The following is a 14591-nucleotide window of genomic DNA, read 5'->3' on the forward strand; positions in this document are numbered from 1 at the left end:
AAATCTCCTTTGTGCTTCGCCCACCCCTCTGGAGGCGAAACCGGTGGTCATCAGCGATGACAGGGAATTCGCGCTATATAAGCCCGGAGGGGGTAGCCACGCAATGGTTCTGCTATAGATAGTGCCTTGACAGCGCCCGAAAGGGGGCCCAATTCCCTTTCAAGTCCTGTAGGCCCGTACCTAAGCCCTATTCCATCCACCGACCGCGGTCCCGCCCATTTGGCGAGGTGATTCGGTCCCGAGATTGCTCAATGTCAGCCAAACCAGACCTCAAGATCGTGCTTTGTTCTCCCCGCGGCTTCTGCGCCGGGGTGGTCCGGGCAATCGACACCGTGGAACGGGCGCTCGATAAGTACGGCGCCCCCGTCTATGTTCGCCATGAGATTGTGCACAACAAGTATGTCGTCGACGGGTTGAAGAAGAAGGGCGCCATCTTCGTCGAGGAGCTGGCCGAAATCCCCGAAAACACCACCGCACCGGTGGTTTTCTCGGCCCATGGCGTCCCCAAGTCGGTTCCCGCCGACGCCCAGTCCCGCAATTTGTTCTCGCTGGATGCGACCTGCCCGCTGGTGACCAAGGTTCACCGCGAGGCCGCGATCCACTTCAAGCGCGGTCGCGAGATCTTCCTGATCGGCCACTCCCACCACCCCGAAGTGGTCGGCACGCTCGGCCAGCTCCCGGTCGGCGCGGTCACCCTGATCGAGACCGCCGAGGACGCCAAGACCATCAATCCGAAGGATCCGAACAATCTGGCCTTCGTGACCCAGACCACATTGTCGATCGACGACACCGCCGAGATCGTGGCGCTGCTCAAGGAGCGCTTCCCGAACATCAACGGCCCGCACAAGGAAGACATCTGCTACGCCACCACCAACCGCCAGCTCGCGGTGAAGAAGGTGGCGCCGGTGGTTGACGCCTTGATCGTGGTCGGCGCCCCCAATTCGTCGAACTCGCAGCGCCTGCGCGAGGTCGCCGAGCGCGAGGGTTGTGGGATCGCGGTGCTGGCGCAGCGTGCCACCGACATCGACTGGAGCAAGTTCGGCAACATCAAGAGCCTCGGCATCACCGCGGGTGCGTCTGCGCCTGAAGTGATCGTCGAGGAGATCATGGACGCGTTCGCCGAGCGCTACACGCTGCATGTGGAGACGGTCTCGGCCGCGCAAGAGAACGAGTTCTTCCCGCTGCCGCGCCAAGTGCGCCCCGAAGCCGCCGCCGAGTAGACCTTTATGGCGGTCTATACCGACGTCGCCGCCGACGAGCTTGCGGATTTCCTCAATCAATACGATCTCGGCGAGTTGCTCTCCTACAAGGGCATCGCCGAGGGCGTCGAGAATACCAACTTCCTGCTGCACACGACCAAAGGCTCGTTCATCCTCACGCTCTATGAGAAGCGCGTGGCGAAGAACGATCTGCCGTTCTTCCTCGCGCTGATGACGCATCTGGCCGAGCACGGCGTGAGCTGCCCGCTGCCGGTGAGAGCGAAGGACGGCGAGGCGCTGCGCGAACTGTCCGGCCGCCCCGCCGCGATCATCACCTTTCTCGAAGGCGTCTGGCCGCGCAAGCCGAACGTGGCTCATTGCGCCGGCGTCGGCGAGGGGCTGGCCAGGATGCATCTGGCCGGCGAGAACTTCGCGATCAAGCGCGCCAATGCGCTTTCAGTCGCGGGCTGGCGGCCGCTGTTCAATGCGGCGGCGGACCGCGCCGACGAGGTGCAGCCGGGCCTGCGTGCGTTTCTCGCGGCCGAGCTCGATCATCTCTCGGGTGGCGTTTGGCCGACCCATCTGCCGGAAGGCGTGATTCACGCCGATCTCTTCAACGACAACGTCTTCTTCCTCGGCGACAAGCTCTCGGGGATCATCGACTTCACCTTCGCCTGCAACGACATGCTGGCTTATGACGTCGCGATCTGCCTGAATGCCTGGTGCTTCGAGCCGGATCATTCCTTCAACGTCACCAAGGCGCGCGCCTTCCTCAATGCCTATGGCCGGGTGCGAAAGCTGACCGAAGCCGAAGAGGCCGCGCTGCCGCTGCTCGCGCGTGGTGCCGCGATCCGCTTCCTGCTGACGCGGCTGGTTGACTGGCTCAACGTGCCGCCCGGAGCGCTGGTCAAGCCGAAGGATCCCTTGGAATATGTCCGCAAGCTGCGCTTCCACCAGAGCGTGACGAGCGTGCGCGATTACGGGCTGATGCCGTCAGGACTGGTCGCGTGAGCGAGCGTCCCAATGTGACGATCTATACCGACGGCGCGTGCTCGGGAAATCCCGGGCCCGGCGGCTGGGGCGCAATCCTGAAGTTCGGCGACAAGGAAAAAGAGCTGAACGGCGGCGAGCGCCACACCACCAACAACCAGATGGAATTGATGGCGGCGATCTCCGCGCTCGAAGCGCTGAAGAAGCCGTGCACCGTCGATCTCTACACCGACAGCCAGTATGTCCGGCAGGGCATCACCGGCTGGATCCACGGCTGGAAGCGCAACGGCTGGCGCACCGCCGACAAGAAGCCGGTGAAGAATGTCGAGCTATGGCAGCGCCTGGATGCGGCGCTGAAGCCGCACGAGGTCCGCTGGCACTGGGTCAAGGGCCACGCCGGGCATCCCGAGAACGAGCGCGCGGATCAGCTCGCGCGGGACGGGATCGTGAAGGCCAGGACGCAGCAGCGGATGGCGGAGTAGAGGCGCCGTCGACGTCGTCGCCGTTGCAGCCTCGTGTTCAACTGTCATCGCCCGGCTTGACCGGGCGATCCAGTATTCCAGAGACGCTTGTGATTGAGCCGAGAAGCCTCGGCGTACTGTCATCGCCCGCCTTCGCGGGCGATGACAGTTGTGCAAGTGGCGCGAGGACGTCTCGCCTTACAGCTGCCCCAGCAGCGTATCGCCGCCGGAGACCTCGACCTTGCCGGGCATCGCCTCAAGGTTCAGCTTCTTGACCACGCCGTCCTCGACCAGCATCGAATAGCGCTTGGAGCGGATGCCGAGGCCGTTGGCGGAGGCGTCGAGCTCCATGCCGATCGCCTTGGTGAAGTCGGCATTGCCGTCGGCCAGGAAGACCGCTTCGTCGCGCTGGTCGGTGTCGCGCTTCCACGCGTTCATGACGAAGGCGTCGTTGACGGAGATGATGGCGATGGTGTCGACGCCCTTGTCCTTGATGGCGTAGGCGTTGAGGAAGATGCTCGGCAGATGCATCTTGTGGCAGGTGCCGGTGTAGGCGCCGGGCACGGCGAACAGCGCCACCTTCTTGCCCTTGAAGATATCGTCGGTGGTCTTCACCTGCGGGCCTTCCGCCGTCATCACGCGGAATTTCGCCTCGGGCAGCTTCTCGCCAGTCTGGATCGCCATCGTCAGTCTCCCTGAAAATCGGTCCCGCTTTTTAGACCGTGCGGACGGACTGCACAATATTGCCGGTGGCGGAAGTGGCAGGGGCCGCGGCCCTTCACCGTGATGTCATCAGCCGGCAAAACCGCCGCCGTCGAGGAAGGCCTGCTCGTCTTCGGTGGTGTCGCGGCCGAGCAGGCGGTTGCGGTGGGGGAAACGGCCGAACCGCTGGATGATATCGGCGTGCTCCCGGGCGTATTTCTGGTTTTCGGCGTTATCGGTGTTTTCAAACAGCGCGACGCAGTGCAACTGGTCGGGCAGGTGCTCGGAATGCATGAAGGGCATGTAGAGGAATTCGAGCAGCACAGGATCGATCCTGCGATTGGTGCCTCTTTCGATGGCACGGCGGGCGACGTCGCGCGCCAGCGCATCGCTGGCGAAGGCCTGCGGCGTGCCGCGAAACATGTTGCGGGGAAATTGGTCGAGCACGATGACGAGCGCCAGCGCGCCGTCGTCGCTGGCTTCCCAGGATGCCAGCCCGCCGCCGGCCGCCTTCTGCCAGAGTGGGAGAAAGCGGCGGCGGACCTCCGCGTCGAACGCGTCGTGGTGCTTGTACCAGCGCTCGCGGCCGCCCTTGCGCCAAAAGGCGAGAATGCCTGATGGCGTGATGTTGCCGATGTCGGTCATCAACCGGAAAGGCGGCCTTATGCCGCCTGAGCCTTCTTCTCGTCGCGCAGCTCGCGGCGCAGGATCTTGCCGACATTGGTCTTGGGCAGGTCGGAGCGGAATTCGATCTGCTTGGGCACCTTGTAGCCGGTGAGCTGCTCGCGGCAGAACTTGATGACGTCCTCTGCCGTGAGGTTCGGGTCCTTCCTCACCACGAAGGCCTTCACCGCTTCGCCGGATCCGCTGTCGGGCACGCCGATCACGGCGCATTCGAGCACGCCCGGATGGCTCGCGATCACTTCCTCGACCTCGTTCGGATAGACGTTGAAGCCGGAGACCAGGATCATGTCCTTCTTGCGATCGACGATCTTGGTGAAGCCCTTCTCGTCCATCACGCCGATGTCGCCGGTGCGGAAATAGCCGTCGGCGGTCATCACCTTGGCGGTCTCTTCCGGCCTGTTCCAGTAGCCCGACATCACCTGCGGACCCTTGGCGCAGATCTCGCCGGCCTGGCCGAGCGGCAGCTCGTTGCCGTCGTCGTCGCGGATCGAGATCCAGGTCGAGGGCACGGGAATGCCGATCGATCCCGAGAATTCGGTCGTGGTCGCGGGATTGCAGGTCAGCGTCGGCGAGGTCTCGGACAGGCCGTAGCCCTCGGCGATGAAGCAGCCGGTCACCGCCTTCCACTGCTCGGCCACGGGGCGTTGCACGGCCATGCCGCCGCCGTTGGAGATCTTCAGCTTGGAGAAGTCGAGCTTCTTGAAATCAGGATGGTGCATCAACCCGTTGTAGAGCGTGTTGACGGCCGGGAAGCTGTTGACCTGGTACTTGGCCAGCTCCTTGATGAAGCCGGGGATGTCGCGCGGGTTGGGGATCAGCAAATTGCAGCCGCCGGCGCGCACCGCGAGCAGATAGCAGGCCGTCAGCGCGAAGATATGATAGAGCGGCAGCGCGCAGACGATCATGAGCTGCTCGACATGCGGCGGCGCGGCAATCGCCGGCTGGAGCCAGGCATCGTTCTGCAACACATTGGCGACGATATTGCGGTGGAGCAGCGTGGCGCCCTTGGAGACGCCGGTGGTGCCGCCGGTATATTGCAGGAAGGCGACGTCGCCGGGCGACAGCTTCGGCTTGTTGAACGTCATGCCGCGGCCGGCCGACAGCGCATCGTTGAACGACACCGAGCCCGGCAGCGACCAGGCCGGCACCATCTTCTTGACGCGGCGGACGACGAGATTGACGATCACGCCCTTGAAGCCGAGCAGGTCGCCCATGCTGGCGACGATGACGTGCTTGACCGGCGTCTTCGCGATCACCTGCTGGACGGTGTGCGCGAAATTCTCCAGCACGATGATGGCTTCGGCGCCGGAATCCTTGAGCTGATGCTCGAGCTCGCGCGGGGTATAGAGCGGGTTGACGTTGACGACGGCAAAGCCGGCGCGCAGCACCGCGGCGGTGGCGACCGGATATTGCAGCACGTTCGGCATCATGATCGCGACGCGCGCGCCGCGCTGGAGTCCACGGCTCTGCAGGTAGGCGCCGAGCGCGACCGACATCTGGTCGAGGTCGCGATAGCTGATCGACTTGTCCATGCAGATGAACGCCTTGCGGTCGGCGAACTTGGTGAAGCTCTCCTCCAGGAGGTCGACCAGCGATGCGTATTGCGTCGGCTCGATATCAGCGGGCACGCCGGGCGGATATTGCTTGAGCCAGATGCGCTCCATGGAAACTCCCCTCATTTGCCTGAGCCCGTTGTGTCTCGGGCTTGCCTCATTGCCGGCAGTATCGAGCCTGCCGGAACGGGTGGCAAGCCGTGGAGGCTTAGGACAAAGGTCCGGGAGTGGCTACTGGAATCGGCGCAAACCGCGTTGCCGCAACTGCGAAGCGCGGGCGGAGGTTTAATTCCGAGGCGGCGTTAACTGTTGTTGGCCGGCTTCGCGGCAGCAGGCTTGGTCGCGGCCTTGGGCTTGGCGGGCTTCGCCGCATGATCAGCGCTTGCCGCAGGCTTCTCAGCGGGTTTCGCCGCCGCATCAGGCTTGGCCGCGGCGTGCTTGGCGCCGGCCGGCTTGGCTGCGGTCTTGGCGTCCGACTTTGCTTCGGGCTTGGCCGCCGGCTTCGCCGCGGCAGTCTTGCTGTCCTTGGCCGTGTCCTTCGGCTTGTCGGCGGCGTCAGGCTTGGCGTCAGGTTTCTTGGCGACGCGCGACTTCTTGCCACGCGCTTTCGGCGTGGCTTGCTGGTCGGCATCGGCCGCGACCGCCGCGATCAGGGCGGTGCCGGTGCGGGTCGGGCCGGTATAGACCAGCACGGGCTCTGTCGCCGCGGGAGCGGTGGCCATCAGCTCGGAGGCCTTCATCAGAGGTGGCTGCAGGCCGGCGGTGAAGAAGGTGACCTGGGCTTCGCCGCCGGTGGCGGAGGCCGATCCTGACGTGCCGCCATTGGTGGCGATCAGCGCATCGTCGTCGTCGCTGGCCGGCCGCTTGCGGTGGCCGCCGCACATGTCCTCGCGCAGGTTCGGCGGCGAGGCGTCGACCGGCACCAGCCTGTCGACGGTACCGAGCGAGGGGCGGAGCCAGGTGAGATTGTCCTGGCTGAAGCCGCGCTCGAGCAGCTGCGCCGCCTTCACCGCACGCGCGGTGCCGGAATTGGCGCCGAGCACGACGGCGATCAGCCGGCGGCCGTTGCGCGTAGCGGAGGCCACGAGATTATAGCCGGAGGCGCAGATGAAGCCGGTCTTGAATCCGTCGGCGCCGGGATAGCGGCCGATCAGCTTGTTGAAATTGCCGGTGACGCGCTTGCCGAAGCGGATCGCCGGGATGTGCACGAAGTATTCGTATTCGGGCAGGTCGCGCAGGAACGAGCGCGCGAGAATGCCGAGGTCGCGCGCGGACGTGATCTGGCCGTCCGCGGGCAGGCCGTTCGGATTGACGTAGCTCGTCTGCGTCATGCCGAGCCGCTGCGCGGTGTCGTTCATCATCGCGGAGAAGCCGTCGATCGATCCGCCGACGCCTTCGGCGAGCACCACGGCCATGTCGTTCGCCGACTTGACCATCATCATCTTCAGCGCGTTGTCGACGGTGAGCTGCGTTCCCGGCCGGAACCCCATCTTCGACGGCGATTGCGAGGCGGCGGTCGGCGACACCGTGAGCAGCGTGTCGAGCGTAAGCCTGCCGTCCTTCACCGCCTTCAGCGTCACATAGGCGGTCATGATCTTGGTGACGGACGCGGGGTACCACGGGATCGTCGCGTTCTCCGCCTGCAACACCTTGCCGCTGTCGGCTTCGATCAGCAGCAGCGCTTCGGCATGCGCTGCGCGCGGCGCGAACAGAGCGGCGCATGCGATCGTCGCAGCGACCAGGTTGAACAGCGATTTGCGAAGCAGCGGGCGAATGGCGTGCACTATCCGATTCCGGTCCTTGGAGACCCGCCGGTTCCGGTCGGCTCTCGTGATCTGATGTTCGGTTCTTGAAATCCAGCGCCGCCGCTTGCGGCGTCGCAAACCTATACCGGCTCGTGCGTCGAGAATAGGGGCTTCGGCGGGGTATTCCGCAATGAAATAGGCCGAATTTCGACGGTCCTACGGGGACTTGCTAGGGGGATTTGGCTGCTGTCGCTGCAGCCTCGGCGGCCGTCACACTGGCCCGTGCAGTCTCGTGAACCATGAACTGGGCCTTGGCGAGCTCGGCAAAATGGCCGCCTTTGGCCACGAGTTCATCAAAGGTTCCGCTTTCGATCACGCGGCCATTCTCGAACACCAGGATTCGCGTTGCATTGCGGATGGTCGAGAGGCGGTGGGCGATCACGAAGGTGGTCCGGCCCTTCATCACTTCGTCGAGAGCGGCGTTCACCTTGGCCTCGGTGACCGCGTCGAGCGCGCTGGTGGCCTCGTCCAGGATCAGGATCGGCGGGTCCTTCAGCAGCGCGCGGGCGATCGACAGGCGCTGGCGCTCGCCGCCGGAGAGCATGCGGCCGCGTTCGCCGGCATTGGTCGCAAAGCCGCCGCTGCGCTCGATGAAGTCGAGCGCCTGCGCGCGCTCGGCGGCCTTGCGCATCTCGGCCTCGGTCGCATCAGGCTTGCCGACGCGCAAATTCTCCTCGATCGAGCGGTTGAACAGCAGCGCTTCCTGGAACACGACGCCGATGTTTCGCCGCAGCGAGGTCAGCGTCACGCCGCGCACGTCCATGCCGTCGATCTTGATGATGCCGGATTGCGGATCGAAGGCGCGATGCAACAGCGCGATCGCGGTGGACTTGCCGGCACCGGTCGGGCCGACCAGCGCGATGGTCTGGCCTGGCAGCGCGGTGAAGGTGAGGTCCTCGATCGCCGGGCGCTTGCCGTCATAGGAGAAGGTGACGTCGTTGAACTCGACGAGGCCGGACAGCCGGCCGGCATCGATCGCGTCGGGCCGGTCGTGCACCGCGGGCACGGCGTCGAGCACGTTGAAGAACTCGCGCAGGCGCGGCGCTTCCATGAACACGTTGTTGATGAAGCTCACGACCTGCTCGAGCTTCTGGATCAGCATCGTCGCGAAGCTCACGAACATCACGATCTCGCCGACCGAGGTCAGCCCCTGGTCGTGCAGGGCGATGCCGAGCGTGAAGATCGCCAGCACCGTGATGGTGGTCGAGGCGCGCGTGATGACGGTGACGAGCGCCCACCAGGACAGCACCGGCATCTGCGCGGCCAGCAGGTCGTCGGCGACGGAGCGCAGCCCCTTCACCTCGGATTCGACGCGCACGAAGCTCTGCACCAGCGCGACGTTGCCGAGCGCGTCGGAAGCGCGTGCGGAGAGTTCGCTGTAGTGCTCCTCGACCGCCATCTGCATGCCGAAGGTCTTGCGCACCACGAAGGTCGTCAGCGCGGTGAAGACGACGCAGAGCACGAACAGCAGGATCGCCAGCCGCCAGTTCAGATAGAGCGACAGCGGCAGCAGCACCACGACCGAGAGGATCGCGGCAAAGTGCTCGCGGAAGAAACCGAGCCAGAGCCGCCACAGCGCATCGGTGCCGTTGAGCATCACCTTCATCAGCCGGCCCGAATGGGTGCCGGAGTGGAAGGTCAGCGGCAGCTGCAGGATGTGCTCGAAATAATCCGTCAGCACCGCCTGGCGCTGGCGGTGGGAGAGCCGATCGGCCTGCAGCGCCACGAGCGCGCTGCAGCCGATGGTGAACAGTCCGAACGCCACCCAGGCGCCCAGGAACGGCCATGCCGAATTCGAGCCGGCGACCGCCTTGCCGGAGAGCACGTCGACGATCCGGCCGAACAGCACGGGTTCCGCGAATTGCGAGGCCGCCAGCAGCAGATTGGCGACCGCGAGCAGCCAGCCAAGCCGTGCTTCCTTGCCGAGCAGCTCGAGAACGCGGGTGTAGAGGCGTAAGATGGACATGCGGGCGAAGAACTCGGGCTCGGCGACGACGGATGAGCCCATATTCTAAGCAGGGATTGGGTGCGAGATACAGCGGAAGCTAGCGGTTTTGCTCAGTTGATCAGCCGGCTTTCGACCGGCGGCAGGAACTGGTCGTCGAAGACATCGCCCGCCACCGGACGTTTTCGGAACTTGAAGTCCTGCGCGACCTGCTCGATCGAGCGGTCGAGGCGGGCCGGGTCGATGCCGCCGAGGCCGTTGCGCTTGACCTCGTCGGTCAGGATGTTGTCGACGAGCACGGTGCGCAGGCGCTCGAGCTCGAGATCGCGGTCCCCGTCGTCGATACGGCTCGCGGCCTCGTCCGCGGCGCGCGCCGGCTCCTTGACCGTGGCGTTGATGCCGCTGATCAGCGCGCGGATAAAGCCCTTCACCGCGTCGGGCTTCGCTGCGGCGAAGGCGGGGTTGATCACCACCGCAAAACCGTAGGCCTCGCAGCCATAATCGGCATAGCGCAGCACGACGAGATCGGCGCCGGGCACACCGCGGTCGCGCAGGTTCACCGCGGAGAGATAGCTGAAGCCCGCGACCGCATCGACCTGCCCCGCGGAGAGGATCGGCTCGCGCACCGCCGCGCTGATCTTGTGGAATTTCACCCGCGAGACATTGATGCCGTTCTGCTGTGCCAGCGCCGGCCACAATCGCATCGACAGATCGCCGTCGGCGACGCCGACGGTCTTGCCGTCGAGATCGGGCAGCAAATGGATGCCGCGGCTCCTGCGCGCGACGATCGCATAGGGCGCGCGGTTGAACAGCACGAACACCGCCTTGATGGGCGCAGCGTCGTCCTTGTCGCGATAGCGGATCAGCTCGTTGATGTCGACGAGTGCGAGCTCGCTGTCGCCCTTGGCGACGCGCGTCAGCGCTTCCGGCGATCCGGCCGCATTGTTGAAGGTGACGTTGAGGCGCTCGGTGCCGAAGCTGCCGTCCTTTGCAGCCAGAAAGAACGGCGCCATGCTCGCGTCGACCGGACGATCGAACGTGAAGTGGATCGCGGTGGACGGCGCGGCGGTCTCGGCCGCGATGGCGTCGCGTGCCGTCAACGCGGCAAGCGACATTGCAGCGGCCAGCAGAGCGCGAAGAACGATTGTCTTGAATCCTGCCATCAGTCGCGCCGGTCCCGCATTGTTGTGGGTTCGTGACGCTCGCAGCGCCGGCCGATGAGGAGCGTGCGCGCGTCAACATGAACGGCGGATGAGCGGCGGTTGCGTCATGATCACGCAACCCCGTTCAGCTTGTGTTGGGGTTGGGGAACCCAACATGGGATGCGGGTGTTTGAGAGACATGAGCCTGTCGTCAGGCACCACATTCGAGGTCCCAAGGAGGGTCCAGGACATGTTCGACAGATTTTCCAGATTTGCGGGCCGCAAGGCCGTCCTTGCCACGGCCGCCGTGGTGGCGCTGACCGCAGTCGCCCCGACCGCCTCTTACGCGGGCGGCCGCCATTGGCATGGTGGTGGCGGCGCAGCGGCTGCCGCAGCGATTGCCGGCATCGTCGGCACCGGCCTTGCGATCGCCGCGACCCGCGACGCCTATGCTTACGATTACGGTCCGGGGCCGGGCTACGGCTATTATGGCGGCCCTGCGTATTACAGCGGCCCGGCCTATGGTCCCTATTACGGCCCGGGCCCGAACTACCAGTACCAACGCTACGGCGGCTCGGCCCCGTCCGAGCTCTGCGGCCAGGGCTACGTCCAGAACTGCTACTAGCCTTGGCTAGCAAGTCCTTGGCTAGCAAGTCTTGACCATAACCGGCCGTCGCGCTTGCCGCGGCGGCCGGCTTTTTGCTTTTACTGTCGAACGTTAACACGCTCGCCATTGGTTTAGAGTAGTTTTCAATACATGAGTGATTCGCTCGAGCGGCTATATCTGGCTGTGCTCGCGGCCAGAGACCTTGATCCGGCAACATCGCGCACCGCGCGCCTGTTTCAGCGCGGCCCCTCCAAAATGGCGAAGAAGCTGGCCGAAGAGGCTATCGAAGTCGTGATCGATGCGGTCAACGGCGACAGCGAAGCCGTGGTTCGTGAAAGCGCCGATCTGCTCTACAATCTCACCGTGCTCTGGGCCTCGGCCGGCGTGCGGCCCGAGGACGTCTGGCGCGAGATGTCGCGGCGGGAAGACATGCTCGGCATCGCCGAGAAGCTGCCGAAATCGCCGATGAAGCTGCCCAAAGTCGCGTCACCCCGCATATCTACGCGGCGGCCAATTGTCGCGCTGGAAGGGCGCGGGACGCGCAAGCGCCACTAGATCGTCACAAAACCACGATGGACAAATCCGTCCCATGGTGCTTCATCGCGGCGCCATGCTGAAACGTATCTACGACTGGTGCATCGACGCCGCCCACAAGCCCTATGCGCTCTGGATCATGGGCGCGGTGTCTTTTGCCGAGAGTTCCTTCTTTCCGGTCCCGCCGGATGTGATGCTGATCCCGATGTCGCTGGCGCGCCCGCAGCGCGCCTGGGTCTATGCCACGGTCTGTACGATCACCTCGGTGCTCGGCGGCCTGCTCGGCTATGCCATCGGCGCGCTGCTGTTCGACTCGGTCGGTCACTGGCTGATCCAGGTCTATGGCCTCGGCGACAAGGTCGATGCCTTCCGCGCCTCCTATGCCGAATGGGGCGCGGTGATCATCCTGCTCAAGGGGCTGACGCCGATCCCCTACAAGCTCGTCACCATCACCTCGGGCTTTGCCGGCTATAATCTTCTCCTGTTCGTGCTCTGCTCGATCGTCGCGCGCGGCGGACGCTTCTTCATCGCCGCGATCCTGCTCAACCGCTATGGCGACTGGATCCGCGAGCGGATCGAGAAGCATCTCGGCCTGTGGGTCGCGCTCGGCGCCATCGTGCTGGTGCTCGGCTTCGTGGTCGCGATCAAGCTGATCTAGAGCATGATCCGGAAAAGTGTGAAGCGGTTTTCCGACAGGATCATGCTCGCTTCATAACACGCGCTTTGCCGCCGCGCCGGGTTCGGCTACGGTTGCGGTCATGATGGTTCGATCCGGCAATCCGGTCCTGCGACTGGGGACGCTGATAGCTGCGGCGCTTTCGCTCCTGCTCACAGCCGGCGGGACCGGCTGGCCGCAATCCGCTCCCACGCTCGGCTTGCGGGAGCAGGGGCCGCAGGCTGCGCCGCCGCCCTCGACGCCAGCGCCGGCCCGCGAGGAAAATCCCGGGCTGATCAACGAAATGGGCAAGCTGTTCGACAAGCTGCCCTCGATCCTGCCGCCGATCAAAAGCCCCAGCGAGACCATGAACGATCTGTCGCGGCTGGCGAAGCCGTCGACCATGGTCTCGGGGCGCGTGGTGTGCCCGGTCTCGTCGAACGGCGCGCCGGACTGCAAGCTCGCCGCCGACCAGCTCTGCCAGAGCAAGGGCTACAAGGAAGGCAAGGGCCTCAATGCCGACTCCGCCGAGAAATGCTCGGCCAAGGTTCTCATTCCGGGCAGGCAACGCAAACCGGATGACTGCCGCACCGATACCTTCGTCACCAGCGCGCTGTGCCAGAACTAAAGGACGTCGCGCGAGCATAGGAGTGCCCATGAGCCGCACGGAGCAGGACTTCCTCGGACAGCGTGAGATCGCCGACGACATCTACTACGGCGTCCAGACCATCCGCGGGAAGGAGAACTTCCACATCACCGGCATTCCGATGAACCAGGAGCCTTACTTCGTGAAGGCGCTGGGCTACGTGAAGAAGGCCGCGGCCATGGCCAACCGCGATCTCGGTGCGATCGACGCCAAGGTGGCCGACGCGATCATCCTCGGCTGCGACCGCGTCATCGCCGGCGACATGATGGATCAGTTCGTCACCGATTTCATCCAGGGCGGCGCCGGCACCTCGACCAACATGAACGCCAATGAGGTGATCGCCAATCTCGCGCTCGAGTCGCTCGGCTTCAAGAAAGGCGACTACCAGCACGTCAGCCCGAACGATCACGTCAATTACGGCCAGTCCACCAACGACACCTATCCGACCGCGTTTCGGCTGGCACTGATCCTGCGGCTCGAGAGCTACATGACGGCGCTGCGCCAGCTCCAGGAGGCCTTCTTCGCCAAGGGGCGCGAATTCGACCGCGTGCTGAAGATGGGCCGCACCCATCTGCAGGACGCGGTGCCGATGTCGCTCGGCGCCGAATTCCGGGGATGGGGCACCACGATCGGCGAGGAGGTCGACCGCATCTCGGAGGCGCGTGCGCTGCTGCGCGAGATCAATCTCGGCGCCACCGCGATCGGCACGTCGGTCACCGCAGCCGTCGGCTATCCCAAGCTGGCCGTCAGGCACCTGAGCGCGCTGACCGGCGTCGACTTCATTCTTGCCGGCGACCTCGTCGAGGCGACCTCGGACACCGGTGCCTATGTGCAGCTCTCCGGCGTCTTGAAGCGGACCGCGAGCAAGCTGACGAAGATCTGCAACGACATCAGGCTGCTCGCTTCGGGCCCGCGCGCCGGCTTCAACGAGATCAACCTGCCGCAATTACAGCCGGGCTCCTCGATCATGCCGGGCAAGGTCAACCCTGTCATCCCCGAGGTCGTCAACCAGACCAGCTTCCTCGTCATCGGGCTCGACACCACGGTGACGCTCGCGGCATCCGCCGGCCAGCTCCAGCTCAACGTGATGGAGCCGGTGATCTCGTTCGCGCTGTTCTTCTCGATCCGCACCATGGAGCGCGCCGTCAACAGCCTGCGCGAGAACTGCATTGTCGGCATTACCGCCAACGAGGATCACACCCGCAACATGGTGCTGAACTCGCTCGGCATCGTCACCGTGCTGAAGCCGCTGCTCGGCTACAAGCAATGCGCCGAGATCGCCCGCGAGGGCTACAAGAGCGGCAAGTCGCTGCACCAGATCGTCGTGGTCGAGCGCAAGCTGCTGACGCAGGAGAAATGGGACGAGATGTTCTCGTTCGAGCGGCTGATCAATCCGGATTTGATCGGGTAGGCGGTCGTTGTCCGCAGCTCTCGCCTCGTCATTGCGAGGAGCTCTTGCGACGAAGCAATCCAGACTGTCTCCACGGAAAGAGACTGGATTGCTTCCGCCTTCGCCAAAGGCTTCGGCGGACAAGTCGCTTCGCTCGCAATGACGGAGAAGACGGGTAACGGAAGGAATTCCGCGCGTTGGAATTGCGGTAACGGCATCCGCCACGGCGTCAAAACGCAATACTTGACAGTGGAAAGATTGCCTTGTTGGTATGGCTC

General features: G+C 64.6%; 14 protein-coding genes. 8 read left to right on the forward strand and 6 right to left on the reverse strand.

Annotation, left to right across the window (positions count from 1 at the left end; genetic code table 11):
• Positions 1-251 precede the first annotated feature (251 nt).
• The 3 genes from ispH to rnhA are packed head-to-tail and all read left to right on the forward strand — an operon-like array spanning position 252 to position 2671.
• Positions 252-1220 carry a 4-hydroxy-3-methylbut-2-enyl diphosphate reductase gene (gene ispH / locus VGR99_RS02645; protein WP_326896747.1) on the forward strand — a complete coding sequence of 323 codons (969 nt, stop codon included), beginning with the start codon at positions 252-254 and terminating at the stop codon, positions 1218-1220.
• Positions 1221-1226: 6 nt separating this feature from the next.
• Positions 1227-2210 (forward strand): homoserine kinase, encoded by a 984-nt coding sequence (locus tag VGR99_RS02650; protein WP_326896748.1) that lies wholly within the window; start codon positions 1227-1229, stop codon positions 2208-2210.
• Entirely contained in the window at positions 2207-2671 is a 465-nt protein-coding gene (gene rnhA, locus VGR99_RS02655; protein ID WP_326896749.1) for a ribonuclease HI, read from the forward strand. Before VGR99_RS02650 ends, rnhA begins: the two co-directional genes overlap by 4 nt.
• A gap of 177 nt (positions 2672-2848) precedes the next feature.
• Here the strand turns inward: rnhA and VGR99_RS02660 are convergent, their stop codons facing one another.
• The 6 genes from VGR99_RS02660 to VGR99_RS02685 all read right to left on the reverse strand — a co-directional run bounded on the left by VGR99_RS02660 (position 2849) and on the right by VGR99_RS02685 (position 10502).
• Positions 2849-3334, reverse strand: coding sequence for a peroxiredoxin (locus VGR99_RS02660; RefSeq protein ID WP_326896750.1), 486 nt, complete (start codon positions 3332-3334; stop codon positions 2849-2851).
• A gap of 108 nt (positions 3335-3442) precedes the next feature.
• Positions 3443-3997 (reverse strand): DUF924 family protein, encoded by a 555-nt coding sequence (locus VGR99_RS02665; RefSeq protein ID WP_326896751.1) that lies wholly within the window; start codon positions 3995-3997, stop codon positions 3443-3445.
• A gap of 17 nt (positions 3998-4014) precedes the next feature.
• Positions 4015-5700, reverse strand: coding sequence for a long-chain fatty acid--CoA ligase (locus VGR99_RS02670; RefSeq protein WP_326896752.1), 1686 nt, complete (start codon positions 5698-5700; stop codon positions 4015-4017).
• A 191-nt stretch (positions 5701-5891) separates the two neighbouring features.
• Entirely contained in the window at positions 5892-7373 is a 1482-nt protein-coding gene (locus tag VGR99_RS02675; RefSeq protein WP_326896753.1) for a D-alanyl-D-alanine carboxypeptidase family protein, read from the reverse strand.
• Between the two features lie 190 nt (positions 7374-7563).
• Positions 7564-9360, reverse strand: a complete 1797-nt coding sequence (locus VGR99_RS02680) for a glucan ABC transporter ATP-binding protein/ permease (RefSeq protein WP_326896755.1) — start codon at positions 9358-9360, stop codon at positions 7564-7566.
• A gap of 92 nt (positions 9361-9452) precedes the next feature.
• Entirely contained in the window at positions 9453-10502 is a 1050-nt protein-coding gene (locus VGR99_RS02685) for an ABC transporter substrate-binding protein (protein ID WP_326896756.1), read from the reverse strand.
• 229 nt (positions 10503-10731) lie between these two features.
• Here VGR99_RS02685 and VGR99_RS02690 point away from each other — a divergent pair, with 229 nt between their 5' ends.
• The 5 genes from VGR99_RS02690 (at position 10732) to VGR99_RS02710 (ending at position 14334) form a co-directional block, all read left to right on the forward strand.
• Complete coding sequence (locus VGR99_RS02690) at positions 10732-11106, forward strand: hypothetical protein (protein ID WP_326896757.1); 375 nt, start codon at positions 10732-10734, stop codon at positions 11104-11106.
• A gap of 132 nt (positions 11107-11238) precedes the next feature.
• The gene (gene hisE / locus VGR99_RS02695) at positions 11239-11643 is read left to right on the forward strand and encodes a phosphoribosyl-ATP diphosphatase (protein WP_326896758.1); all 405 of its coding nucleotides are present in this window, start codon (positions 11239-11241) and stop codon (positions 11641-11643) included.
• Positions 11644-11677: 34 nt separating this feature from the next.
• Positions 11678-12280, forward strand: coding sequence for a YqaA family protein (locus tag VGR99_RS02700; RefSeq protein WP_326896759.1), 603 nt, complete (start codon positions 11678-11680; stop codon positions 12278-12280).
• A 100-nt stretch (positions 12281-12380) separates the two neighbouring features.
• Entirely contained in the window at positions 12381-12905 is a 525-nt protein-coding gene (locus VGR99_RS02705) for a hypothetical protein (RefSeq protein WP_326896760.1), read from the forward strand.
• 28 nt (positions 12906-12933) lie between these two features.
• The gene (locus VGR99_RS02710) at positions 12934-14334 is read left to right on the forward strand and encodes an aspartate ammonia-lyase (RefSeq protein WP_326896761.1); all 1401 of its coding nucleotides are present in this window, start codon (positions 12934-12936) and stop codon (positions 14332-14334) included.
• Positions 14335-14591 lie beyond the last annotated feature (257 nt).

Origin of the sequence: Bradyrhizobium sp., assembly GCF_035935975.1 — a bacterium.
In the GTDB taxonomy this organism is placed as follows: Bacteria; Pseudomonadota; Alphaproteobacteria; order Rhizobiales; family Xanthobacteraceae; genus Bradyrhizobium.